Below are 24,288 nucleotides of genomic sequence, written 5' to 3' on the forward strand. Positions count from 1 at the left end.
CCATCGCGAGCAAGCTCGCTCCCACAGTTTTTTCTAAACTCCCGGCACCGTGCTCCACAGGAGAGCTCCATGACCTCAGCAGACTTCATCATCATCGGCGGTGGCATTGCCGGGGCTTCCACCGGTTACTGGCTGGCCCCCCACGGTCGGGTCATTGTGCTCGAGCGTGAAGCCCATCCGGCCTACCACTCCACGGGACGTTCGGCGGCGCTGTACACCGCCGCCTATGGCACGCCACAGGTGCGGGCGCTGACCCAGGCCAGCCGTGACTTTTTCGACGCCCCGCCGAGCGGATTTTGCGAACACCCCTTGCTCACCCCGCGGGGCGAAATGACCGTGGATTTCACCGGCGACCCGGTCGAGTTGAACAACCAATACCTCAGCGCCAAGGCCACCGTGCCGCAGATGCAACTGCTCAGCGCCGAAGAAGCCTGTGTGCGACTGCCGATCCTGCGACGGGATAAGGTCCACGGCGCGATCTATGACCCCACGGCTTGTGACATCGATACCGACGCACTCCACCAAGGCTACCTGCGCGGTATTCGCCGCAATGGTGGTGAAGTGCACACCGACAGTGAAGTGCTCGGCCTGAGTCGCGACGAACAAGGGCTGTGGCAGGTGAAAACCGCCAGCCAGACCTTCAGCGCGCCAGTGCTGATCAACGCCGCCGGCGCCTGGGCCGACCAGGTCGCCGACATGGCCGGCGCCCGAAAACTGGGGCTGCAACCCAAGCGGCGCGCAGCCTTTATCTTCGCCGGGCCTGAGGGCGTGGATATTCATGACTGGCCGATGCTGGTGAGCTTGGACGAATCCTTCTACATGAAGCCCGACGCCGGCATGTTCCTCGGCTCGCCGGCCAACGCCGACCCGGTGGAACCGCACGATGTGCAGCCCGAAGAGCTGGACATCGCCATGGGCATCTACCAGATCGAAGAGGCCACCACCCTGACCATCCGCCGGCCGACCCGCACCTGGGCCGGCTTGCGCAGTTTCGTCCACGACGGCGACCTGCTGTCCGGTTTCGATCCGCTCGTACCCGGGCTGTTCTGGGTCGCGGCCCAGGGCGGCTATGGCATCCAGACCTCCCCGGCCATGGGCCAGGCCAGCGCGGCGCTGGTGCGGGGCGAGCCGTTGCCGGAGGCCCTGGCCCGTTTCGGCCTGAGCAGCGCCATGCTGTCACCCACGCGCCTGGGTTGAATCCACCCACGTGACGCATCGCCACGATTGCGGCACACTCCCCCGCGCCCCTGCTTCACGGGGCGCTGACGCTGCCTGGAGCCCTGTCATGAACGCCGCACAACCCGATCCGGCACTGGATAATTTCCGTGCCATCGCCGACGCCATCGCCACGCTGTTCTATCCCCACGCCGAAGTGGTGCTACACGACCTGCGCACGCAGAAAGTCGACTACATCGCCAACAACCTGTCCAAGCGCGAGATCGGTGATGATTCGTCCTTGGAGGATATGCTCAGCGACGACGTCAGCGAACGTAATATCGGGCCGTACGAAAAGCTGAATTGGGACGGACAGAAAATTCGCAGCCTCAGCAGCGTACTGCGCGACGCCCAGGGTCGCCCACTGGCGGTGCTGTGCATCAACCTGAATATTTCGCTGTTCGAAAACGCCAAGGCGGCGCTGGACCTGTTCCTGTCGCCGGGCAAATTGATCCCCCAGCCAGACTCACTGTTTCGCGATGACTGGCAGGAACGGATCAATACCTTTCTGCATGCCTGGATGCGCGAACGCCAGCTGAGCCTGAACCTGCTGACCCGTGACCACAAACGCGAGCTGGTGCTGGCGCTGCACGCTGAAGGCGCCTTCAAGGGCAAAAGCGCCTCCAACTATGTGGCCAATGTGCTGAACATGGGGCGGGCGACGGTGTACAAGCATTTGAAGGAATTGAAGGGCTGAGATTTGTATTGCCTTCGCGAGCAAGCTCGCTCCCACATTTGATCTCATTGCACACAGATATCCTGTACGACAAAAATCCCCTGTGGGAGCGAGCTTGCTCGCGATAGCGATTAATCAGTCGCCATAGATATCCGACTTGAAGTACTTGCTCTGGATCTTCTGATACTCCCCATTGGCCCGGATCCCATCAATGGCCTTGTTCAAGTCCGCCACCAGCTCGGCATTGCCCTTGCGCACCGCGATACCGGCGCCTTCACCCACGTACTTTGGGTCCTTGAGCTCCGGTCCGACAAACCCATAGCCCTTGCCACGGGGCATCGACAGGAAGTCCTCCAGCGGGATGGTATCGGCGAAAATCGCGTCCAGGCGACCGGACGCCAGGTCCATGTAGATCTCTTCGTTATTGCTGTAGCGCTTGACCGTCACCCCCTTGGGTTCGAGGACTTCAGTGGCGTAACGATCGGTGGTGGTCGCCCGCTGCACACCCACGGTCTTGCCCTTGAGGCTGGCGTACTGGTCATCGACCACCGCACCTTCCTTCATGACCAGGCGCGATGAGGTGAAGTAGTACTTGTGGGTGAAATCCACCGACTTCTTGCGCTCTTCGGTGATGGTCATGGACGACAGCGCCAGGTCGATTTTCTTCACCTTCAACGACGGAATCAGCCCGTCGAACTCACCCTCGATCCATTCGCACTTGACCTGCATCTGCGCGCACAGGGCATTGCCGATGTCGTAGTCGAACCCCTCGATCTTGCCTTCCGAGGTTTTGGAAGCAAACGGCGGATAGGCCGCTTCGATGCCGATGCGCAAGGTTTTCTCGGCGGCGAACAAGCTACTGGAGGCCAACAGACTCAAGGCCAGGCCGGTGATGAGGGGGAGTTTTTTCATGATCGATCTCTCGCGGGTTGTTGTTGGTTTGGCAGAGAAAGGTGGGGCAATGACTTTTGTGTACTTATAAATCCATACTGGACTTTAATGTACACATCGTCAATCGGTAGGCAGGGGGATGTGATGGGTGGCTGATGGCCTCATCGCGAGCAAGCTCGCTCCCACACTGGATCTTTATGCATCAAGGATCCCCTGTGGGAGCGAGCTTGCTCGCGATGACGGACTCATGGCTTGCGAAAAAACTACAGGGGGGCTTACTGCTTCCAGCGATCCGCCGCCGCATGATCACTGTCGCGCCCTTCAACCCAGCGCGGGCCGTCGGCGGTGTTCTCTTTTTTCCAGAACGGCGCGCGGGTCTTGAGGTAGTCCATGACAAAGGCACAGGCGTCGAACGCCGCCTGGCGATGAGCACTGGCGGCCGCGACGAAGACTATCGGCTCGCCCGGTTCCAGGGCACCGATACGGTGCAGCACCTCCAGCTTGAGCAACGGCCAGCGCTGCTCGGCCTCGGTGGCGATCTTGCCCAGGGCCTTTTCAGTCATGCCCGGGTAGTGCTCCAGGAACATCCCGGATACGTCGAGGCCGTCATTGAAGTCGCGCACGTAGCCGACGAAGCTCACCACCGCCCCCACGCCGACATTGGCCGCGTGCATCGCGTTGACTTCGACACCCGGGTCGAACGGTTCGACCTGCACACGAATGGCCATGACTAGCCTCCGGTCACGGTGGGGAAGAATGCCACTTCGTCGCCATCGACCAACGGCTCGTCGAGCTGGCAAAGGTCTTCATTACGAGCGCACATCAGATTTTGCTCGCGCAACACGTCAAACCCCTCGCGTGCGGCCAGCAGCGCGCGAACGTCGTCCACCGTGGCGAAATCCCCTTCGACCTTCTGCGAATCCACGCCCAAGGCCTCGCGATAACGAGCAAAGAACTTCACGGTGATGTTCATCGTACATCCGCCTGGAAATGACCACTTTTACCGCCCAGTTTTTCCAGCACCCGCACGCCTTCGATGATCATGCCCCGATCCACGGCCTTGCACATGTCGTAGATGGTCAGCGCGGCAACGCTGGCCGCCGTGAGGGCTTCCATCTCCACCCCGGTCTGCCCCGACAGTTTGCACCGGGCAACGATGCGCACCTGGTCCTCGCCTTCGGCACTGAGTTCAACCTTGACGCTGGTGAGCATCAACGGATGACAGAGCGGAATCAGATCGCTGGTTTTTTTCGCTGCTTGAATGCCGGCAATACGCGCAACAGCGAATACATCGCCCTTGGGGTGGCCGCCGCTGACAATCATCTGCAGCGTTTCGGGCAACATGCGCACAAAGGCTTCGGCGGTGGCTTCACGGAACGTCACGGCCTTGTCGGTCACGTCGACCATGTTGGCGCGACCTTGGGAATCGAGATGAGTCAGCACAGGGTTACTCCTGATCAGGAGCATCGATTGTAAACCCGCAGGTCAGATTCCGGCACGACTGATTGTCGCACCGATGGAAAACTGCAATTTTTCAGACCCTGCAAATCCTTTGTGGGAGCGGGCTTGCTCGCGAAAGCGGAGTGTCAGACAGCCTATCTGTAACTGTTACACCGCCTTCGCGAGCAAGCCCGCTCCCACAGGGTTATTGGCCGGACACAAAAAACCGGGCGATGTTGAGATCGCCCGGTTTGGCTGAGGTTACAGGTGCGATTCGGCGTATTCGGCCAGGATCGAGCGTGGCACGCCCTGCAGGGTGATGTGGACCCCGTTGGGGAAGTCTTTGAAGCGTTCGGTCAGGTAGGTCAGCCCGGAACTGGTCGCGGACAGGTAAGGGGTGTCGATCTGCGCCAGGTTACCCAGGCACACCACTTTGGAACCGGCGCCGGCACGGGTGATGATGGTTTTCATCTGGTGCGGGGTGAGGTTCTGGCATTCGTCGATCAGGATCAGGCTCTGCTGAAAGCTGCGGCCTCGAATGTAATTGAGGGATTTGAACTGCAACGGCACTTTGCTGAGGATGTAGTCGACGCTGCCATGGGTGCTTTCATCATCCATGTGCAAGGCTTCGAGGTTGTCGGTGATGGCGCCCAGCCAGGGCTCCATTTTTTCCGCTTCTGTGCCGGGCAGGAAGCCGATTTCCTGGTCCAGGCCTTGCACACTGCGGGTGGCGATGATGCGCCGGTAGCGCTTGCTGACCATGGTCTGCTCGATGGCGGCGGCCAGGGCCAGGATGGTCTTGCCGGAACCGGCGGCGCCGGACAGGTTGACCAGGTGGATATCCGGGTCGAGCAAGGCGAATAGCGCCAGGCTCTGGTAGATGTCCCGAGGCTTGAGGCCCCAGGCCTCCTGATGCAGCAAGGGCTCCTGGTGCAGGTCGAGAATCAGCAGCTTGTCGACGTGGATTTCCTTGATCCAGCCGACGAATCCTTGTTCGTCGATGATGAATTCATTGATGTGCACCGCCGGCAGGTTGTCGATCAGTTGCACCTGGTGCCAGGTGCGACCATGGTCCTGGCGGGTTTCGACTTTGCTCACACGGTCCCAGAAGGAACCGGTCATGTTGTGGTAGCCATTGGGCAACAACGAGACGTCGTCGACCAGTTGGTCGGTGCTGTAGTCCTCCGCCGCGATCCCGCAGGCGCGGGCCTTGAGGCGCATGTTGATGTCTTTGGTCACCAGCACCACGGCTTGGTCCTTGTTGCGCGCGTGCAGGTCGATCAATTGGTTGATGATGATGTTGTCGTTCAGGTGTTCAGGCAGCACCAGGTTGGGTTCGGTGCGCTTGCTCATCAGGATCGACAGCAGGCCCTTGGGGCCGCTTTTGCCGCGCTGGATCGACACCCCGAGTTCAACATCTTCAGGGGAGGCATCGCCCAGGGTCTTGTCGATCAGGCGGATTGCCTGCCGGCATTCGGCCGCAACACTGTGGTGCCCGCTCTTGAGTTTGTCGAGTTCCTCAAGCACGGTCATCGGGATGGCGACGTGGTGTTCTTCGAAGTTCAGGAGCGCGTTTGGATCGTGGATCAATACGTTGGTATCGAGTACATAGAGGATTGGCTGGTTGGAGGAAGGGCTACGTCCGTGGTCATCCATACTCGGTCACCTTTGTGGGGGCCATTCGACGCAATACCGTGACAGTGCTGCGCCTCGAAGTAGCCACCGAATTCACCCGCGACGATTCAGGTGAACTGCACACAATCTGGGTCTTGGAAGACGCCACCTGTGTTGCAGGTTTCGGCGGTCTGTCTTCTTGATACTCCAAAAACGATGACAGGAAAAAGTACTTTGACGTTTTTTTGAAGTTTATTTTTCAGAGTGACGAATAACCCTTGGCGTTGCGCCATTGCACCGTTAAAGTCGGAAGTCCGGTCGCCATGAATCTGCGCCGTTTTTTCGCCTCCCCCAGTGTTTCCGGGCCTTTCAAGGCATCAGCGAAACGCCTCCTGACAATCCTGCCAACCGATCCCGCTTTGCGCCGTTTGCGTAATGAGCCAGGGCATCGCTGTCTTCACCGCATCCTGCTTGGCGTTGAAGTTGATCACTCCGTGGCGCCACAACAGCATCAATGTCAACGCGCGCTGGGCGCTTTGCTCGGGCTTGAGCCGATTGCTGCTGTCCTGGGGGTCGATATCCCACAGCGCCACTTGCAGGCCCTGGCTGCGGAAAAAAGATCCGGCATCGCCACGGCGCTGGCCCTGGGGCGGGCGGAACAGCGGCACATAATTCTCCGGCAGCCTGCCCTTGACCAAGTCGACGCTGCGCCGTACCGAGTCCTGCCAGTCCTGCCAATAGCTGTGGGAGCGGAACTCCCAACCCTGCACGCCCACGCATTGACCCGAATATAAAACCTGGAGGCTGTTGACCGAGCTGTCCGCCAGCCGCGCCTGGATGTCTTTGCCCAGCACAAAGAAAGTGCCGCTCATGTTCGATTTGCGCAGGTATTCGGTCAACCACGGCGTATTGTCCGGCGCGACGTTGGCACCGCTGTCGAAGGTCAGCAGGAACAGCCGGTCGTTCATGTCGTCACCGTTGCGCTCGTAATCGCCGAAACGCTCGATTTCGCTGCTGCTCTGGGGAAACAGCGCAGCCTTGCGCAGCAATTCATCGCGGTACTGGGTATGGAAGATCCGGCTTGGCTCGGCCCACTTGATGTAATAGGAGTTTTCATCGAGCTGGAATCTGCCCGCTTCTTCGCGCAGGGAAGCCATGTCCTCGACCAGGTAGCAGAAGGAAGCATCCTGATCGCAGCTCTGTTGGGCAAAGTTGTAGCTGGTCAGCAACCGCTGCCACAACCGGGCACGAAGGGTGCCGATCGCCGCCATATTGACCGTGCGCAGTCCCAGGTACTGCTTGAGCGCGATTTCGTCCATGGCGTCGGTGTCCAGCAGGACACGGGCGAACATCAGGATCTCGGCCCGCGACGCCACGTCGAACAAGGTCGGGCTGGTGAGTTGCTCCGGCCAGGTGCTGCGGTCCAGGGTGGCGACGTCGTTGGGCGCGGCATAAACGCCGAGGCTCAACAGCCAGGCCGATAACAGAAGAGCGATACGCAAAAGGGATGTCTCCATAACGAAAGCCGCGCGGCATCATAGCCGATCTGTGGCGAGGGGATTTATCCCCGCTGGGCTGCGAAGCAGCCCTAAACATCTGCGGCCTCATCGATCAGATTGATTCCACTTTTGTTGGGGCTGCTGCGCAGCCCAGCGGGGATAAATCCCCTCGCCCCAATGAGTACGCCACAAAGTTCGGCACCTCACCACCGATCACCTATCGCCCCAATAGCTGGAGTCCACCCAGACAACCCCCTAGAATCGCGGCACCTTTGAAGGAGACGATTACATGCTGATGGTGATTTCCCCCGCCAAGACCCTTGATTACGAAACACCGCCGGCCACCGAACGTTTTACCCTGCCGCAATACCTGGACCACTCCCAGGAGCTGATCGAGCAGCTGCGTGAGTTCTCGCCGGCGCAGATCAGCGAACTGATGCACGTCTCCGACAAGATCGGCGGCCTTAATGCCGCGCGGTTCGGCAGTTGGACTCCAGCGTTCACCCCGGCCAATGCCAAACAGGCACTGCTGGCCTTCAAGGGTGATGTGTACACCGGCCTTGATGCACAAAGCTTTGGCGAAGCCGATTTCGATTACGCCCAACAGCACCTGCGCATGCTCTCCGGCCTTTACGGCCTACTGCGCCCGCTGGACCTGATGCAACCCTATCGCTTGGAAATGGGCACGAAGCTGGCCAATGCCCGGGGCAAGGACCTGTATGCCTTCTGGGGCACGCGCATCAGCGAATGGCTGAATGAAGCCCTGGCGGAGCAAGGGGATGACGTGTTGTTGAACCTGGCGTCCAACGAGTACTTTTCGGCGGTCAAGCGCAGCGCACTGAAAGCGCGCGTCATCGATACCGAATTCAAGGACCTGAAGAACGGCCAGTACAAGATCATCAGCTTCTACGCCAAAAAAGCCCGAGGCTTGATGAGCCGGTTTGTCATTCAAGAACGCCTCAATGATCCCGTCGCGCTCAGACAGTTCGATGTGCAGGGCTACCGCTTCAACCCAGAACAGTCGACCCCGGACAAACTGGTTTTCCTGCGAGACCATGCTCCTGAATAAAGCATAATCTTATAACGCCCCCTAATTGGGGGCCTCGATTAAACTAGTATTCGTCATCCAACTTCCCTCGCACTTCGTCAGTTCCATGACGCCAATAAATCGACCACCTCATTCGCTAACTTTTCTTTCACTCGACACTCGTCAGTTTTTTGCGTAGTGGCACAAAAATTTTTTATCAGTAGTGGCACATAAACATCTACGCCCCCTAACTCCCCATTTATAAAGGATGAAATGGTAAGTGCCATCACCCTGAGATTAGTGCCATCTCGGAAAATATTTCGAAAAATTTCGAAAATGGCGATGAGCGGATCGGAACTATGTCGAAATGCACGGCTCATACCACCCGTAACGATTCTCGCCGAGCGCGTAAGAGATGACTTACATAGGCCACCGATCCAAGTAACCGAGTTGTCATGGCAATTTAGCGAAACGGTCGCCTATTTGGATCCATCTTATAAAGGACAGGAGATAACGCACCATAACTATCCCCTACAAGGCCAAGGCTGCGCCCCTATAACGTGCTCACCCGAGCACACAAGCTTCTGATTTTGTGGGCTTTTTGCCAGGGATCAGAGGTGAAGAATATTTGCACGAGCGTTCTTGATAACGAGGACTGGCTGCATAACAGGGCAGGTCATAACAACTAGGCCGCTTTGCGCACAACTTGAGTGCACTTATTTAGACACTCGGAACTTAGTATGCCTGCACACGGCACTGTGGCGCCTGCATTCCACACTTCCGAGTGCTCGATGACCGCTGAACACTATTAACTCCGGCCATTTAATGGCGTGAAAACAGAGGTAAATGCGATGCGCATTAGCATATTTGGTTTGGGTTACGTCGGTGCAGTATGTGCCGGTTGCCTGTCTGCACGGGGCCATGATGTAGTTGGCGTGGATGTCGCCAAAGACAAAATCGACATGATCAACGCGGGTAAATCGCCGATCGTTGAACCGGGTCTTGGCGAGCTGTTGGCACAAGGCATTGAAACAGGTCGTCTGCGCGGCACCACCAACTTCGCCGAAGCCATTCGCGATACTGACCTGTCGATGATTTGCGTCGGTACTCCGAGCAAAAAGAACGGCGACCTGGAACTGAACTACATCGAAGCCGTGTGCCGCGAAATCGGTTTTGTCCTGCGCGACAAGACCACTCGCCACACCATCGTGGTTCGCAGCACCGTTCTACCGGGCACTGTGGCGAACGTGGTCATCCCGATCCTCGAAGACTGCTCCGGCAAGAAGGCCGGCGTTGATTTCGGCGTCGCGGTCAACCCTGAGTTCCTGCGCGAAAGCACCGCGATCAAAGACTACGACCAACCTCCGATGACCGTTATCGGCGAGTTCGACAAAGCCTCTGGCGACGTTCTGCAATCGCTGTACGAAGAACTCGATGCACCGATCATCCGCAAGGACATCGCCGTCGCAGAGATGATCAAGTACACCTGCAACGTGTGGCACGCCACCAAGGTGACCTTCGCCAACGAGATCGGCAACATCGCCAAGGCCGTCGGCGTCGATGGTCGCGTCGTGATGGACGTGGTCTGCCAGGACAAGGCCCTGAACCTGTCCCAGTACTACATGCGCCCAGGCTTCGCCTTCGGCGGCTCGTGCCTGCCCAAGGATGTCCGCGCCCTGACCTACCGCGCCAGCTCCCTGGACGTGGAAGCGCCTTTGCTCAACTCGCTGATGCGCAGCAACGAATCCCAGGTGCAGAACGCGTTCGACATCGTGTCCAGCCATGACAAGCGCAAGGTTGCCCTGCTGGGCCTGAGCTTCAAGGCCGGTACCGATGACCTGCGCGAAAGCCCACTGGTAGAACTGGCGGAAATGCTGATCGGCAAGGGTTTCGACCTGAAGATCTACGACAGCAACGTCGAGTACGCCCGCGTCCACGGTGCGAACAAGGATTACATCGAGTCGAAGATCCCTCACGTCTCGTCCTTGCTCAACGCCGACTTCGACTCGGTGATCGACAGCTCCGACATCATCATCCTGGGTAACCGCGACGAGAAGTTCCGCGCGCTGACCGAAAACGTACCGGAAGGCAAGCAGGTCATCGACCTGGTCGGCTTCATGTCCAAGGCCACCAACCCGAGTGGCCGGACCGAAGGCATCTGCTGGTAAGTCTGTTTGCCGGCCGGGGCATGCCTCGGCCGGCCTTTCGCCTGCCTTAACCCATCGGGCCGCCCACAAGGCCCGCCCGAGATAGAGACGGATGCAGATTATGCACAGGCTAAAGCACGGCCTGCTTCAGGCCGCCGGTTGGCTGTTTTACTTGAGTTTATTGATGGGCATCGCCATGGCGTTGCCTGCGTCCACGTTCGACGCCGAATCCAAGGACTTTATCTTCCTGATCGGCGCCGTGGGCATCTGGCGTTACTCCATGGGAGCGACGCATTTCGTGCGCGGCATGATCTTCCTGTACATCGTCTACCCGCACCTGCGCCGCAAGGTACGCAAGCTGGGCAAGGCGGCGGATCCGTCCCACGTGTACCTGATGGTCACCAGCTTCCGGATCGACGCACTGACCACCGCCCAGGTCTACAGCTCGGTGATTCGCGAGGCCATCGACTGCGGGCTGCCCACCACCATGGTCTGCTCCATCGTGGAAATGTCCGACGAACTGTTGGTCAAGAGCCTCTGGGCCCGCATGAACCCGCCAGAGCGGGTCAAGCTGGACTTCGTACGCATCCCGGGGACCGGCAAGCGTGACGGCCTGGCCTACGGTTTCCGCGCGATCTCCCGCCACTTGCCGGACGACCGTGCAGTGGTGGCCGTGATCGACGGCGACACCGTGCTCGCCGAAGGCGTGGTGCGCAAGACCGTGCCGTGGTTCCAGCTGTTCGGCAATGTCGGCGGCCTGACCACCAACGAGTTCTGCGAAGTTCGCGGCGGCTACATCATGAGCGAATGGCACAAACTGCGTTTTGCCCAGCGTCACATCAACATGTGCTCCATGGCCCTGTCCAAGCGCGTGCTGACCATGACCGGACGGATGTCGGTGTTCCGCGCCACCGTGGTGACCAACCCGGACTTCATCGCCGATGTGGAAAGCGACTCGCTGCAACACTGGCGCCTGGGTCGCTTCAAGTTTCTCACCGGTGACGACAAGTCCAGCTGGTTCAGCCTGATGCGCCTGGGCTACGACACGTTCTATGTGCCTGACGCGGCGATCAACACCGTTGAGCACCCGCCGGAAAAGAGCTTCATCAAGGCCAGTCGCAAGCTGATGTTCCGATGGTACGGCAACAACCTGCGGCAAAACTCCCGGGCACTTGGCCTGGGCATGAGGCGTTTGGGCCTGTTTACCTCGGTGGTGCTGTTCGACCAGCGCGTGTCGATGTGGACCTCGCTGCTGGGCCTGACCGTGGCACTGATCGCCAGCTTCAAGTACGGCACCGCGTTCATCCTGGTGTACCTGCTGTGGATCGGCATCACCCGGTTGCTGCTGACTTTGCTGCTGTCGTGCTCCGGACACAAGATCGGGCCTGCCTACCCGGCGATTCTCTATTACAACCAGATCGTCGGCGCGTTGGTGAAGATCTACGTGTTCTTCCGCCTTGACCAGCAGTCCTGGACCCGCCAGCCCACCTCACTGACCCGTGATCTCGCCAGCTTTCAACGTTGGTTCAACACTTGGTCGTCTCGGACCATGACCTTCTCCGCCGGTAGCATTTTTGTCGCCGTGCTGCTGACGATGGTCTGACCGGACTTGAATGAATTAACTAGGAAATCGCCCCTATGAACACCGCCGTGAATGTCAACGTAGTGCATGAATCCGAAGCCCAGCGCCAACACGCCCGAGTGAAAATCCCGGCCAAGTTGCGCTTCTTCGGCCCCGACCGTACGCCCATGGAAGTCAAGGTCCTGGACCTGTCGGCTGGTGGCCTGTGCTTCAACGCCGGTCAGATGCCACTCAAGGTCGGCGAGTCCTATAAGGGTCGCCTGCAGTTCGTGATCGACAACCTTGGCCTGGCCATGGACGTGGAACTGCAGATCCGCTCCTACGACCGCGAGACCGGTCGCACCGGTTGCCAGTTCCAGAACCTGGAGCCTCGGGACATCTCGACACTGCGCCACATCATCACTTCGCACCTGGCCGGCGACATCGTCGGCGTCGGCGACGTACTCGCGACCCTGCAGCGCGACAACTTCACCAAGGCGCGCAAGCAGAAGGACCAAACCGGCGGCATGAGCGCCCTGGGCCGCCTGCGGGCCGTGACCTTCAGCCTGGCGATTTTCCTCGTCGGCCTGGCGGCATTCGGCTTCATCTTCAAATCGGTGTACGGCATGTACTTCGTCAGCCACGCCCAGGCGGGCCTGGTGAACGTACCGGGCATGGCCATCACCATGCCGCGCGACGGCACCGTGCAGAGCCTGGTCAAGGCTGACGGCGTGGCCGCCAAGGGCGCCCCGCTGGCCACGTTCAGCACCAGCATGCTCGACGTGCTCAAGGGTCACCTGGACGACAACCAGCTGCAACCGGCCAAGGTCGAGGAACTGTTCGGCAAGCAAATGACCGGCACCCTGACCTCTCCGTGCGACTGCATCGTGGCCCAGCAGCTGGTGTCCAACGGTCAGTACGCCAGCAAGGGTGACGTGATCTTCGAACTGGTTCCCCGTGGCGCTGAAGCCAACGTCGAGGCGCGCTTCTCCTATCGCCAGTTCGGCGACGTGCGTCCAGGCACCCCGGTCAGCTTCCAGGTTGCCGGCGAAGACAACATTCGCACCGGCAAAATCGTCAGCAGCACCAGCCTGAAAAGCGCAGACCTGTCTTCCGATATCCGCGTGCTGATCAAGCCCGACGAACCGCTGGACAGCTCGCTGTCCGGCCGTCCCGTAGAAGTCAACAGCGACCGTGGCCCGAACCTGGGCTGGCTGATGGACAAAGCCATGGCCGTCGGTCGTTAAGTCGAGGATATGCCCGTGACCATTACAAAAATCCTGACCACGCCGCAGACCCTGTGGGGGCGAGCTTGCTCGCGCAATGCCCACACCGGGTTTGCGATGTGCGCACTGGCACTGGCAGTCAGCCTTAGCGGCTGCGCCGGCTTGCCCGACCAGCGCCTGGCCAACGAAGCGCTCAAGCGCGGCGATACAGCCATGGCGCAGCAGAACTATCAGCAACTGGCAGACCTGGGCTATAGCGAAGCCCAGGTCGGCCTGGCCGATATTCAGGTGGACAGCCGCGATCCCGAGCAGATGAAAAAAGCCGAGGCGACTTACCGCGCCGCGGCCGATATCTCGCCACGCGCCCAGGCTCGCCTGGGTCGCCTGCTGGTGGCCAAGCCCGGTTCCACCGAAGCTGAAAAACACGAAGCCGAAGGCCTGTTGAAAAAAGCGTTCGCCAACGGTGAAGGCGGTACCCTCATCCCATTGGCGATGCTGTACCTGCAATATCCCCACAGCTTCCCGAACGTCAATGCCCAGCAGCAGATCAGTCAATGGCGCAGCGCCGGTTATCCGGAAGCGGGCCTGGCACAGATTCTGCTCTATCGCACCCAAGGCACCTACGACCAGCACCTGGACGAAGTGGAGAAGGTCTGCAAGGCAGCCTTGGCCACCACCGACATCTGCTACGTCGAACTGGCTACGGTCTATCAGAAACGTGGTCAGGCCGACCAACAGGCCGAGCTGATCAAGCAGATGCAGGCCGGTCACAGCACTGGCGTGGTTTCCGCTCGACGCGTAGACAGCGTCGCTCGGGTGCTGGCCGATGCCAGCCTGGGCAAGACAGACGAAAAGACCGCCCAGTCGTTGCTCGAAGGGATCGCCCCCGCCTACCCCGCTGCCTGGGTCAGCCTGGCACAGCTGCTCTACGATTTCCCCGAACTGGGCGACGTCGACAAGATGATGCAGTACCTGGAAAACGGCCGCGCCGCGGACCAGCCTCGTGCTGAACTGCTGCTGGGCAAGCTCTATTACGAAGGTAAGTGGGTACCGGCTGACGCCAAGGTCGCCGAGGCGCATTTCCAGAAAGCCGTGGGCCGCGAAATCGCCGCCGACTACTACCTCGGCCAGATCTATCGCCGCGGTTACCTGGGCCAGGTGTACTCGCAAAAAGCCCTGGACCACCTGCTCAAGGCCGCCCGCAACGGCCAGAACAGTGCCGACTTTGCCATCGCCCAGCTGTTTTCCCAGGGCAAGGGCACCAAGCCAAACCCGGTCAACGCCTATGTGTTCAGCCAGTTGGCCAAGGCCCAGAACACCCCGCAGGCCACTGAGCTTGCCCAGACCCTCGAAGCACAATTACCGCCGGAACAGCTTGCACAAGCCCAGCGTCTGCTACAACAGGAGCAGGCCATTCGTGGTGCCATGAGCCCCGATACGCTGGAACTGCAAGCCCTAAAAGAAGATGACGGCGAGGAACCTCTATGAAGCCTTTGAAGCTCAATCCTTTTGTGCAGGCCGGTATTGGCCTGTCGTTTGCCCTGCTGTGGTCCTGCCCGACCCTGGCGGCCCTGACCGATGACAAGAACTTCGGCCTGGAAGTGAAAATCACCGGCCAGTCCGAAGACGACCGCGACCTCGGCACCCAGGGCGGTGGCGACGTCAACGGTGTGGGCCTGGACCTGCGCCCTTGGATCTATGGCGAAAGCGGTGCCTGGAGCGCGTATGCCATGGGCCAGGCTGTCACCTCGACCGACATCATCGAGACCGACACCCTGCAACAGTCCGATGGCAGCACCCAGCAAACCGACAGCGGCGACCGCGAAGTCAAGAAAAGCTACCTGGCGATGCGCGAATTCTGGATTGGCTACCGTGGGCTGACCCCTTACCCGGGCGAAATGTTGAAGTTCGGTCGCCAGCGCCTGCGCAACGACGACGGCCAATGGCGCGACACCAACATCGAGGCCCTGAACTGGACCTTCGATACCACGTTGCTGCGCGCCAACCTCGGCGTTGCCGAACGTTTCAGCGAGTACCGCACCGACCTCAAGGAATTGTCCCCCAAGGACAAGGATCGTATGCACGTCTACGGCGACGTGGGTTACCAGTGGATGCCAGGCCAATGGGCCGGTATCCGCGCCCACCACTCCCATGACAATGGCAGCCTCGATTACCCGACCCCGGGCGAAGCCACCGACACCCTGGACAAGACCCAGAACGGCGACATCTCCTGGCTGGGCCTGGAAGCCAACAGCGACGCCTACAACTGGCGCAACACCAACACCGTCAACTACTGGGCCAGCATCACCGGCATGAGCGGCGAGCGCGACACCGTCAACCCGCTCAACGCCGACGGCACGCGTCCAGCGCAAGCCAAGCACAGCGATGACGTGGACGGCTGGGCCACTGACCTGGGTATCCGCCTGCGTCTCGACCCGCAATGGCAAGTCGGTGCCGCCTATTCCCGCGCCAGCGACGAGTACCAACAGAACGGCCTGCAAAGCAACCGCTCAAACTTCACTGGTACCCGATCGCGCGTGCACCGTTTCGGCGAAGCCTTCCGCGGCGAAATGGCCAACACCCAGAGTGCCAGCCTGTTCGGTTCCTGGCAGCTGCGTGACGAATACGACGCCAGCCTGGTGTACCACAAGTTCTGGCGCGTGGACGGCAACAAGCCGGTGGGCAGCAACGGCATCAACGCCGTGGAAAACGACACCGACGACGTGACGGGCGCAATCCTGTCCACATCGGCCCTGCCGCTCAATGACGGCAACAAGGACCTGGGCCAGGAAGTCGACCTGGTAGTCACCAAGTACTTCAAGCAAGGCCTGCTGCCAGCCGCACTGAGCCAGTCCATCGATGAGCCGTCGGCGCTGGTGCGCTTTCGTGGCGGTGTGTTCAAGCCAGGCGACGCCTACGGCAAAGAGGTCGATTCGTACATGCATCGCGCCTTCGTCGACGTGATCTGGCGCTTCTGATGCGAATGACCATGGGAGTGCCCGATATGAACCGCTACCTCAGGAACAGCCAGGCGATGAAAGGTTCGATCAGCCTGTTGGTCGCAGCGATGCTGCTGGCTGGCACGCCGGCGTTCGCCAACGTTGAACCGGTGGTCAAGCCGGGCAACGTGGTCAAGGGACTGCAACAAGCCAAGACCTACACCGTCAGTAGTGCACCGACCGCACCGCTGGAACTGGCCAAGCCGACCCTGCCCGACCTCTCCGGCTTCACCGCCGAAGCGGTCGCGAAGAAAATCGTGCGGACCAAGCCCGGCAAGATCAGTGTGCGCCGGATGATGCAGGAAAACGCCTTGAAGGACTTCATCGGCGGCGATAACAAGATGGCCGAGTGGGTGGTGCGTCAGCACGGCATCCCACAGGCCATCTTCCTCGACGATGGCTACATGAACCTCAAGGACCTGGCCAAGAAGGTGCCCAAGTACATCATCGAGACTTCGCCAGGTGTCTACCTGGCGAAGATCCCGATCGTGGTCGGGCAGAAAGGCATCCTGGAAATCGACAAACAGACCCAGGAACTGCGCCTGTCCCAGGAAGGCGGTTCGTTCCTGGTCAACGATGGCCAGATGTTCATCCGCGACACCAAGGTCACCGGCTGGCGCGAAAAGGACAATGGCCCTGCCACGTTCCGCTCGCCCAAGGAATTCCGTCCGTTCCTGCTGTCGTGGGGCGGCACCGAGACCTACATCGTCAACACCAAGATGGCCAGCTTCGGCTACGCCAACAGTAAGTCGTACGGGGTGAGTATTTCCCAGTACACGCCAAACATGGCCAAGGTCCTCAAGCGCCCGGAACCGACCGGCTGGATCATCGGTTCCGAGTTCACGGACATGTGGTACGGCTTCTACTGCTACGAGACCCGCGACTTTGTCATCAAGGGCAACACCTACAAAGACAACATCGTCTACGGCATCGACCCCCACGACCGTTCCCATCGGCTGATCATCGCCGACAACACCGTCTACGGGACCAAGAAGAAGCACGGGATCATTATTTCCCGTGAGGTCAACGACAGCTTCATTTTCAACAACCGAAGCTACGACAACAAACTCTCGGGCCTGGTGATCGACCGGAACAGCGTGAACAACATCATCGCCTACAACGAGATCTACAAGAACCACACCGACGGCATCACGCTCTATGAGAGCGGCGACAACCTGTTGTGGGACAACAAGGTGATCAGCAACCAGCGCCACGGCATCCGGATCCGTAACAGCGTGAACATCCGCCTCTACGAAAACGTGTCCATGGCCAACGGCTTGACAGGTATCTACGGCCACATCAAGGACCTGTCCGACACCGACCGAGACATCAAGCTCGACCCGTTCGACGCCCAGGTGTCGCTGATCGTGGTCGGTGGTGAACTGGCCGCCAACGGCAGTGGTCCGCTGTCCATCGACTCGCCCCTGAGCGTTGAGCTGTACCGCGTGTCCATGCTCGCGCCGACCAAATCCAGCGGCATCAGCTTCTCGGGAATTCTCGGCGAGCGCCAGGATGAAATTCTCGACCTGCTGGTGCGCCAGCAGAAAGCCGTGCTGATCGACCCTGTCGAAAGCCAGACCGAATTGCGGGACTGAGGATGACCTTTATGAACCCACAGATGATCAAACTTCTGGGCCTGTCCGCCCTGACGGCCGGCATTCTCGCCGCCACCAGCGGCGCGCGCGCCGACGAAATCAAGGCCCCAAGCTTCACCGCCGAGCCCTGCTGCAACCTGTGCCCTGCCGCCCATGATGCAAAGAACTACACCACGCGCTACCAGCAGAACTTCACCACGTTGGTGCAGGCCCAGGGCGACTGGCTGTTCCGTACCCAGGAAGACCTGCGTACCGAGTTCAATACCACCCCGGCCGGTTATAAGCGTCTGCAACAGTTGCATGACGCGTTCAAGAGCAAGGGCGTCGAGTTGGTGCTCGTCTACCAGCCTACCCGAGGCCTGGTGAACCGCAACAAACTCAACCCGCAGGAAAAGGCCAGCTTCGACTATGAAAAAGCCTTGGCCAACTACAAGACCATGCTCGGCCGCTTCGCCCAGATGGGTTACGTGGTGCCGGACCTGTCGCCGCTGACCAACGAAAACCTGCCGGAAACCCTGCCGGCCCACGACTTCTACTTCCGCGGTGACCAACACTGGACGCCCTACGGCGCCCAGCGCACCGCCAAGATCGTCGCCGAGAAGGTCAAGCAACTCCCGGCCTTCGCCGACATTCCCAAGCGTGAGTTCGAGACCAAGAAGTCCGGCCGCATGGGCAAGACCGGTACCCTGCACAACATGGCCGGACAGCTGTGCGGCACCAGCTACGCCATCCAGTACATGGACCAATTCACCACCGAGCCGAAAGGCGAGGCGGGCGACGGCGACCTGTTCGGCGATTCCGGCAACCCACAGATCACGCTCGTGGGTACCAGTCACAGCGGCAAGAACTACAACTTCGCCGGCTTCCTGGAAGAGGCCATCGGCGCCGACATCCTCAACGTGGCCTTCCCCGGCGGCGGTTTCGAAGGCGCGATGATCCAGTACCTGGGCAGCGAAGAATTCCAGAAGAACCCACCGAAGATTCTGATCTGGGAATTCTCGCCGCTGTATCGCCTGGACCAGGAAACCATCTACCGCCAGATGATGGCGCTGCTGGATAACAACGGTTGCGAAGGCAAGCCGGCACAGATGAGCAGCAAGACTGCCCTCAAGCCGGGCAAGAACGAATTGATGGTCAATAGCAAGAATATGGACCTGCGTAACGGCAGTCACCAGATCGACATCCGCTTCGCCGACACGTCGGTGAAAACCTTGCAAGCCACCCTCTGGTACATGAATGGGCGCCACGAGGATATCAAGATCGAGAAACCGGATACCTCCGACACCGACGGACGTTTCGCCTTCCAATTGCGCACCGATGAGGACTGGGCTTCGCAGAACCTGTTGGCTATCGAAGTCCAGGGCCCCGAAGCCGGTGCAGCGCCACAGCAAGTGGAGGCGAAAGTCTGCAAACGCAATGCATCTCCGCAAGCCGAACAAACGGCTCAAATCGGACAATGAGGTCTCGTCTCATGACCAGAACCATGCGCACCCGAACGTTGAAAACGCTGCTGGCACCGTCCCTGCTGACCCTGGCGATGTTCGCCGGGGCCACGCAGGCGGCGGCGCCGTTGCGCCCGCCACAGGGTTACTTCGCACCGATCGAAAAGGTCAAGGTGGGCGAACCGGCCCAAGGCTGCGATGCGACACCGACGCCTTACACCGGCTCCCTGCAGTTTCGCAGCAAATACGAGGGCTCCGACAAGGCCCGTGCAACCCTGAACGTGCAATCGGAAAAAGCTTTCCGTGACAGCACCGCCGACATCACCAAGATCGAGCGTGGCGTCAGCAAGCAAGTGATGCAGTTCATGCGTGACGGTCGCCCCGAGCAACTGGAATGCACCCTGAACTGGCTGACCGCCTGGGCCAAGGCCGACGCGTTGATGTCCAAGGACTTCAACCATACCGGCAAGTCCATGCGCAAATGGGCCTTGGGCAGCATGGCTTCGGCCTATGTGCGCCTGAAGTTCTCCGAGTCCCAGCCACTGGCCAACCATCCGGAGCAAGCGAAACTGATCGAAGGCTGGTTCAGCCGGATGGCCGATCAGGTCGTCAGCGACTGGGACAACCTGCCGCTGGACAAGACCAACAACCACTCTTACTGGGCCGCCTGGTCGGTGATGGCCACCTCCGTGGCAACCAACCGCCGCGACCTGTTCGACTGGGCCGTCAAGGAATACAAGGTCGGTGTCAACCAGGTCGATTCCGAGGGCTATTTGCCCAACGAACTCAAGCGCAAGCAACGGGCCCTGTCCTACCACAACTATGCCCTGCCGCCACTGGCGATGATCGCCAGTTTCGCCCAGGTCAACGGTGTGGACCTGCGTCAGGAAAACAACGGTGCCCTCAAGCGATTGGGTGACCGGGTACTGGCCGGGGTGAAAGACCCGGACATCTTCGAAGAGAAGAACGGCGACGAACAGGACATGAAGGACCTGAAGATCGATTCGAAATTCGCTTGGCTCGAACCGTTCTGCAGCCTCTACACCTGTTCCGAGGATGTACTGGAGCGCAAGCATGAAATGCAACCGTTCAAGACGTTCCGCCTCGGCGGGGACTTGACCAAGGTGTACGACCCTTCGCGGGAAAAAGGTGAGAAAGGAAGCTGACACCCTTCTCCCTGCCTGGCAGGGAAACCCTGTGGGAGCGAGCTTGCTCGCGATAGCGGTCTGACATTCGCCATGGATGTCGACTGAAACACCGTCATCGCGAGCAAGCTCGCTCCCACAAGGAATGTGGTCTGTTTCGAATGTATCAACCCCCCCAATTTTCATGGGGGGGTTTGGGGGGGCTCTGGCCCTTGACTGTTGATTCAACATGGAGAGATCGGGATGGTATTTTCATCCAATGTGTTCCTGTTTCTGTTCTTGCCGATCTTTCTCGGCTTGTACTACTTGAGCGGGCAACGCTACCGCAACCTGCTGCTGCTGCTGGCCAGCTATGTGTTCTATGCCTGGTGGCGGGTTGACTTCCTGGCGCTGTTCGCCGGCGTGACCCTGTGGAACTACTGGATCGGCCTGAAAGTCGGCGCCGCCGGCGTGCGCACCAAACCGGCCCAGCGCTGGCTGTTGCTTGGCGTGGGTGTTGACCTGTGCATCCTGGGCTACTTCAAGTACGCCAACTTTGGCGTGGACAGCCTCAACGCGATCATCACCGGCTTCGGTCTGAATCCGTTCATCCTGACTCACGTACTGTTGCCGATCGGTATCTCGTTCTACATCTTCGAGTCCATCAGCTACATCATCGACGTCTATCGTGGTGACACCCCGGCGACCCACAACCTGATCGACTTCGCAGCGTTCGTGGCGATCTTCCCGCACCTGATCGCCGGCCCCGTGTTGCGTTTCCGCGACCTGGCCGATCAGTTCAACAACCGCACCCACACGCTGGACAAGTTCTCCGAAGGCTGCACGCGCTTCATGCAGGGTTTCATCAAGAAGGTGTTCATCGCCGACACCCTGGCGGTGGTGGCCGACCATTGCTTTGCCTTGCAGAACCCAACCACGGGCGATGCCTGGCTCGGCGCCCTGGCCTACACCGCGCAGCTGTACTTCGACTTCTCCGGCTACAGCGACATGGCCATCGGCCTGGGTCTGATGATGGGTTTCCGCTTCATGGAAAACTTCAAGCAGCCCTACATCAGCCAGTCGATCACCGAGTTCTGGCGGCGCTGGCACATCAGCCTGTCCACCTGGCTGCGCGATTATCTGTACATCACCCTGGGCGGTAACCGCAAAGGGACGCTGATGACTTATCGCAACCTGTTCCTGACCATGCTGCTCGGTGGCCTGTGGCACGGCGCGAACATCACCTATGTGATTTGGGGTGCCTGGCACGGTATCTGGCTGGCCATCGAAAAGGCCGTGGGCATCAACACCACGCCACGCAGTATCAACCCGATCCGCTGGGCGCTGACCTTCCTGCTGGTGGTCATGGGCTGGGTGATTTTCCGCTCCGAAAACCTGCACGTGGCCGGTCGCATGTACGGCGCCATGTTCAGCTTCGGCGACTGGTCGCTGTCGGAACTGACCCGCGCCAACCTCACCGGCCTGCAGATCGCCACGCTGGTGGTGGCCTACATCACCCTCGCCTTCTTCGGTCTGCGGGATTTCTACACCAACCGTCCGCCGGTCAAGGCCAAGCCTGAGGTCAACACCGAGGCCGACGGCCCGGCGACTGCACAACCGGGGCTGATCAAAGCCGTGCCGGGTGACAACCCGTCGAATATCCATGAACCGGGCTACACCGTGGGTGTCGAAGCCCAGGTGCAACCGGCCTACTGGACTGCGGACTGGTCACGCTACGCGATGCGCGCCCTGGTGCTCCTGCTGTTCATCGCCTCGATTCTCAAACTCTCGGCGCAAAGCTTCTCGCCGTTCCTTTACTTCCAGTTCTGAGGGATCTGAACATGACCCGCTCATTACGCATCTTTTACATCGCGCTGTTCCTGCTGCTGCTGACAGCGCTGGGCCTGTGGTCGACGCGCAGCTTCTTCGGCTTCAGTACCAATCCCGATGCGACCGTGCTCAACGGACGTTGGGCCAAGGCCGTCGAGACGCACTACGACGACCAGTTCCCGATCAAGCGCCTGGGCACCAACATCTGGGCCGCGCTGGACTACAAGCTGTTCAACGAAGGCCGCAAAGGCGTGGTACTGGGCCGCGACCAATGGCTGTACAGCGACGAAGAGTTCAATCCGATCGTCAACGAAGAGCTGAACCTGCAAGGCAACTACGCGCTGGTCGAAGGCGTGCGCCAGAAGCTCAAGGAACAAGGCATCACCCTGGTCATGGCGATCTTGCCAGCCAAGGCGCGCCTGTACCCGGAGCACCTGGGTGACGTGAAACCGTCGAGCATCCACGCCAACCTGTATCAGGATTTCCACGCTCGCGTGGCGGCAGACAAGATCCTCGCACCAGACTTGCTTGGCCCGCTGCAACAGGCCAAGCAGAGCGGCCAGCAAGTGTTCCTGCGCACCGACACCCACTGGACCCCGGAAGGCGCGCAAGTGGCCGCCGAGAACCTGGCCAAGGCCATTGCAGAGAAGGCGCCGCTCAACGGCGAGCCACAACGCTTCGTCACTGAGCCTGCGGAAAAAATCACCCACAAGGGCGACCTGCGGCAGTTCCTGCCCCTGGACCCCCTGTTCGAAAACCTGATGCCAGCCCAGGAGCCGCTGGTCAAGCGCAACACCCGCGAAGCCGACGACCAGCCGGCCGGCGACGATGCGCTGTTCGCCGATGCCCAGGTGCCCGTGGCCCTGATCGGCACCAGCTACAGCGCCAACCCCAACTGGAACTTCGTCGGTGCACTCAAGCAAGCCCTGCACAGCGACGTCGTGAACTACGCCGAAGACGGCCACGGCCCGATTCTGCCGATGCTCAGCTACCTCAAGAGCGACGCCTTCAAGAACAGCCCGCCACAGGTGCTGATCTGGGAGTTCCCTGAACGTTATCTGCCTGTAAACAACGAAATCGGCGACGCCGACCCACAGTGGGTCGCAGAGCTCAAGCAAGCCGGCGCTCGCCAACAGAACGTAGCCGCCAACACCCCATCCGAGACGCCCGAACGGGCGCAAAACTGAAAGAGAGGTCCACCATGACTTTCAACACTACTCCTCGCCGTCTCGCTGCTCGCTCCTTCAAGGCTGTTGCCCTCGTCGCCAGCATGAGCGCCCTCTCACTGTCCGCCTTTGCCGGTGACTCGGCCCTGTACGGCCCGGTCGCGCCAAAAGGCTCGAGCTTCGTACGCATCTACAACGCCAGCAACGCCGAAGTCAGCGCCACTGTCGGCAGCACCAACCTCAGCGACGTGGCTCCCCTGGCCAGCAGCGACTTCAGCTTCATGCCTGGCGGCGACTACAGCGCCAAGGTCGGCAGCCAGACCGTTCCGGTTAAACTGGCCCCGGATCACTATTACACCCTGGTCAACAACGCCACAGGCCAGCCTCAACTGATCGAAGAACCGCCGTTCAAGAACAAGCAGAAATCCCTGGTCCGCGTGCAGAACCTCACCGACAAGGCGCTGACCCTCAAGACCGCCGACGGCAAGACCGAAGTGGTGCCGAACGTGGCCGCCAAAGGCCGTGGCGAACGTGAAATCAACCCGGTGAAAGTGACCCTGGCCCTGTTCGAAGGCGACAAGAAAGTCGGCGACCTCAAGCCCGTGGCCCTGGAACGCGGCGAAGCCGCCGTGCTGTACGTCACCGGTTCGGGCAGCAGCCTGTCGCCAGTGTGGGTGAAGCGCCCGGCGTCGACCCGCTGATGAATTTTCCTGACTGACGCTGTGCCCTGTGGGAGCGAGCTTGCTCGCGATAGCTATCTGACATTCAACATGGATGTCGATTGATACACCGCCATCGCGAGCAAGCTCGCTCCCACACTGGACCCAGGGGTCATT

20 protein-coding genes are annotated in these 24,288 nt (G+C 60.0%); 14 read left to right on the forward strand and 6 right to left on the reverse strand.

The annotated features are described in order from the left end of the window. Window positions 1–69 precede the first annotated feature (69 nt). Both LOY70_RS24260 and LOY70_RS24265 read left to right on the forward strand, forming a co-directional pair. A complete protein-coding gene (locus tag LOY70_RS24260; RefSeq protein WP_265029586.1) occupies window positions 70–1,197 on the forward strand; it encodes an NAD(P)/FAD-dependent oxidoreductase in 1,128 nt (375 codons plus the stop codon). 88 nt (window positions 1,198–1,285) lie between these two features. Then, window positions 1,286–1,912, forward strand: coding sequence for a transcriptional regulator (locus tag LOY70_RS24265; RefSeq protein ID WP_265029587.1), 627 nt, complete (start codon window positions 1,286–1,288; stop codon window positions 1,910–1,912). Window positions 1,913–2,026: 114 nt separating this feature from the next. Here LOY70_RS24265 and LOY70_RS24270 read toward each other — a convergent pair whose 3' ends face one another. From LOY70_RS24270 to LOY70_RS24295, 6 genes are all read right to left on the reverse strand, one after another. Beyond that, complete coding sequence (locus tag LOY70_RS24270) at window positions 2,027–2,803, reverse strand: ABC transporter substrate-binding protein (RefSeq protein ID WP_265029588.1); 777 nt, start codon at window positions 2,801–2,803, stop codon at window positions 2,027–2,029. A gap of 254 nt (window positions 2,804–3,057) precedes the next feature. After that, window positions 3,058–3,510, reverse strand: coding sequence for a molybdopterin synthase catalytic subunit MoaE (moaE, locus tag LOY70_RS24275; protein WP_265029589.1), 453 nt, complete (start codon window positions 3,508–3,510; stop codon window positions 3,058–3,060). Window positions 3,511–3,512: 2 nt separating this feature from the next. Continuing rightward, entirely contained in the window at window positions 3,513–3,755 is a 243-nt protein-coding gene (locus LOY70_RS24280) for a MoaD/ThiS family protein (RefSeq protein ID WP_265029590.1), read from the reverse strand. Further along, the gene (gene moaC / locus LOY70_RS24285; protein ID WP_265029591.1) at window positions 3,752–4,225 is read right to left on the reverse strand and encodes a cyclic pyranopterin monophosphate synthase MoaC; all 474 of its coding nucleotides are present in this window, start codon (window positions 4,223–4,225) and stop codon (window positions 3,752–3,754) included. The genes LOY70_RS24280 and moaC overlap by 4 nt, the downstream gene beginning before the upstream one ends. 258 nt (window positions 4,226–4,483) lie before the next feature. After that, complete coding sequence (locus LOY70_RS24290) at window positions 4,484–5,878, reverse strand: PhoH family protein (protein ID WP_025215363.1); 1,395 nt, start codon at window positions 5,876–5,878, stop codon at window positions 4,484–4,486. Window positions 5,879–6,213: 335 nt separating this feature from the next. After that, window positions 6,214–7,338, reverse strand: coding sequence for a polysaccharide deacetylase family protein (locus tag LOY70_RS24295; protein WP_265029592.1), 1,125 nt, complete (start codon window positions 7,336–7,338; stop codon window positions 6,214–6,216). A gap of 286 nt (window positions 7,339–7,624) precedes the next feature. Here LOY70_RS24295 and yaaA point away from each other — a divergent pair, with 286 nt between their 5' ends. The 12 genes from yaaA to LOY70_RS24355 all read left to right on the forward strand — a co-directional run bounded on the left by yaaA (window position 7,625) and on the right by LOY70_RS24355 (window position 24,153). Continuing rightward, window positions 7,625–8,404, forward strand: coding sequence for a peroxide stress protein YaaA (gene yaaA / locus LOY70_RS24300; RefSeq protein WP_265029593.1), 780 nt, complete (start codon window positions 7,625–7,627; stop codon window positions 8,402–8,404). Between the two features lie 809 nt (window positions 8,405–9,213). Beyond that, entirely contained in the window at window positions 9,214–10,530 is a 1,317-nt protein-coding gene (locus tag LOY70_RS24305; protein WP_265029594.1) for a nucleotide sugar dehydrogenase, read from the forward strand. Between the two features lie 100 nt (window positions 10,531–10,630). Further along, window positions 10,631–12,112 carry a mannuronan synthase gene (gene alg8, locus LOY70_RS24310; protein WP_413776616.1) on the forward strand — a complete coding sequence of 494 codons (1,482 nt, stop codon included), beginning with the start codon at window positions 10,631–10,633 and terminating at the stop codon, window positions 12,110–12,112. A 35-nt stretch (window positions 12,113–12,147) separates the two neighbouring features. After that, window positions 12,148–13,317: an alginate biosynthesis protein Alg44 gene (locus LOY70_RS24315; protein WP_123344370.1), complete on the forward strand. Its 1,170-nt coding sequence runs from the start codon at window positions 12,148–12,150 to the stop codon at window positions 13,315–13,317. Between the two features lie 9 nt (window positions 13,318–13,326). Further along, on the forward strand, window positions 13,327–14,784 hold the full coding sequence (gene algK / locus LOY70_RS24320; protein WP_123344369.1) for an alginate biosynthesis TPR repeat lipoprotein AlgK: 1,458 nt from the start codon (window positions 13,327–13,329) through the stop codon (window positions 14,782–14,784). 5 nt (window positions 14,785–14,789) lie between these two features. Further along, complete coding sequence (locus LOY70_RS24325; protein WP_320110206.1) at window positions 14,790–16,274, forward strand: alginate export family protein; 1,485 nt, start codon at window positions 14,790–14,792, stop codon at window positions 16,272–16,274. Between the two features lie 26 nt (window positions 16,275–16,300). Beyond that, window positions 16,301–17,890, forward strand: coding sequence for a mannuronan 5-epimerase AlgG (gene algG / locus LOY70_RS24330; protein ID WP_265029596.1), 1,590 nt, complete (start codon window positions 16,301–16,303; stop codon window positions 17,888–17,890). A gap of 11 nt (window positions 17,891–17,901) precedes the next feature. Beyond that, complete coding sequence (locus LOY70_RS24335; RefSeq protein WP_123417088.1) at window positions 17,902–19,350, forward strand: alginate O-acetyltransferase; 1,449 nt, start codon at window positions 17,902–17,904, stop codon at window positions 19,348–19,350. A gap of 11 nt (window positions 19,351–19,361) precedes the next feature. Beyond that, window positions 19,362–20,498, forward strand: coding sequence for a mannuronate-specific alginate lyase (locus tag LOY70_RS24340; RefSeq protein ID WP_123344366.1), 1,137 nt, complete (start codon window positions 19,362–19,364; stop codon window positions 20,496–20,498). A 222-nt stretch (window positions 20,499–20,720) separates the two neighbouring features. Continuing rightward, window positions 20,721–22,286, forward strand: coding sequence for an MBOAT family O-acyltransferase (locus tag LOY70_RS24345; protein ID WP_265029597.1), 1,566 nt, complete (start codon window positions 20,721–20,723; stop codon window positions 22,284–22,286). An 11-nt stretch (window positions 22,287–22,297) separates the two neighbouring features. Beyond that, window positions 22,298–23,473, forward strand: a complete 1,176-nt coding sequence (locus LOY70_RS24350) for an alginate O-acetyltransferase (RefSeq protein ID WP_265029598.1) — start codon at window positions 22,298–22,300, stop codon at window positions 23,471–23,473. Between the two features lie 14 nt (window positions 23,474–23,487). Further along, entirely contained in the window at window positions 23,488–24,153 is a 666-nt protein-coding gene (locus tag LOY70_RS24355; protein WP_265029599.1) for an alginate O-acetyltransferase AlgF, read from the forward strand. Window positions 24,154–24,288 lie beyond the last annotated feature (135 nt).

The sequence above is a fragment of the Pseudomonas sp. B21-054 genome (assembly GCF_026016345.1).
In the GTDB taxonomy this organism is placed as follows: domain Bacteria; phylum Pseudomonadota; class Gammaproteobacteria; order Pseudomonadales; family Pseudomonadaceae; genus Aquipseudomonas.

Bases quoted from the DNA above. Each gene is read 5' to 3' on its own strand.
- LOY70_RS24355 (WP_265029599.1), top strand. From the start codon at position 23,488: ATGACTTTCAACACTACTCCTCGCCGTCTCGCTGCTCGCTCCTTCAAG.
- LOY70_RS24305 (WP_265029594.1), top strand. From the start codon at position 9,214: ATGCGCATTAGCATATTTGGTTTGGGTTACGTCGGTGCAGTATGTGCC.
- LOY70_RS24345 (WP_265029597.1), top strand. From the start codon at position 20,721: ATGGTATTTTCATCCAATGTGTTCCTGTTTCTGTTCTTGCCGATCTTT.
- LOY70_RS24350 (WP_265029598.1), top strand. From the start codon at position 22,298: ATGACCCGCTCATTACGCATCTTTTACATCGCGCTGTTCCTGCTGCTG.
- LOY70_RS24290 (WP_025215363.1), bottom strand. From the start codon at position 5,878: ATGGATGACCACGGACGTAGCCCTTCCTCCAACCAGCCAATCCTCTAT.
- LOY70_RS24340 (WP_123344366.1), top strand. From the start codon at position 19,362: ATGACCAGAACCATGCGCACCCGAACGTTGAAAACGCTGCTGGCACCG.
- moaE (WP_265029589.1), bottom strand. From the start codon at position 3,510: ATGGCCATTCGTGTGCAGGTCGAACCGTTCGACCCGGGTGTCGAAGTC.
- yaaA (WP_265029593.1), top strand. From the start codon at position 7,625: ATGCTGATGGTGATTTCCCCCGCCAAGACCCTTGATTACGAAACACCG.
- LOY70_RS24265 (WP_265029587.1), top strand. From the start codon at position 1,286: ATGAACGCCGCACAACCCGATCCGGCACTGGATAATTTCCGTGCCATC.
- LOY70_RS24335 (WP_123417088.1), top strand. From the start codon at position 17,902: ATGAACCCACAGATGATCAAACTTCTGGGCCTGTCCGCCCTGACGGCC.
- alg8 (WP_413776616.1), top strand. From the start codon at position 10,631: ATGCACAGGCTAAAGCACGGCCTGCTTCAGGCCGCCGGTTGGCTGTTT.
- LOY70_RS24270 (WP_265029588.1), bottom strand. From the start codon at position 2,803: ATGAAAAAACTCCCCCTCATCACCGGCCTGGCCTTGAGTCTGTTGGCC.
- LOY70_RS24315 (WP_123344370.1), top strand. From the start codon at position 12,148: ATGAACACCGCCGTGAATGTCAACGTAGTGCATGAATCCGAAGCCCAG.
- algK (WP_123344369.1), top strand. From the start codon at position 13,327: ATGCCCGTGACCATTACAAAAATCCTGACCACGCCGCAGACCCTGTGG.
- algG (WP_265029596.1), top strand. From the start codon at position 16,301: ATGAACCGCTACCTCAGGAACAGCCAGGCGATGAAAGGTTCGATCAGC.
- LOY70_RS24280 (WP_265029590.1), bottom strand. From the start codon at position 3,755: ATGAACATCACCGTGAAGTTCTTTGCTCGTTATCGCGAGGCCTTGGGC.
- LOY70_RS24260 (WP_265029586.1), top strand. From the start codon at position 70: ATGACCTCAGCAGACTTCATCATCATCGGCGGTGGCATTGCCGGGGCT.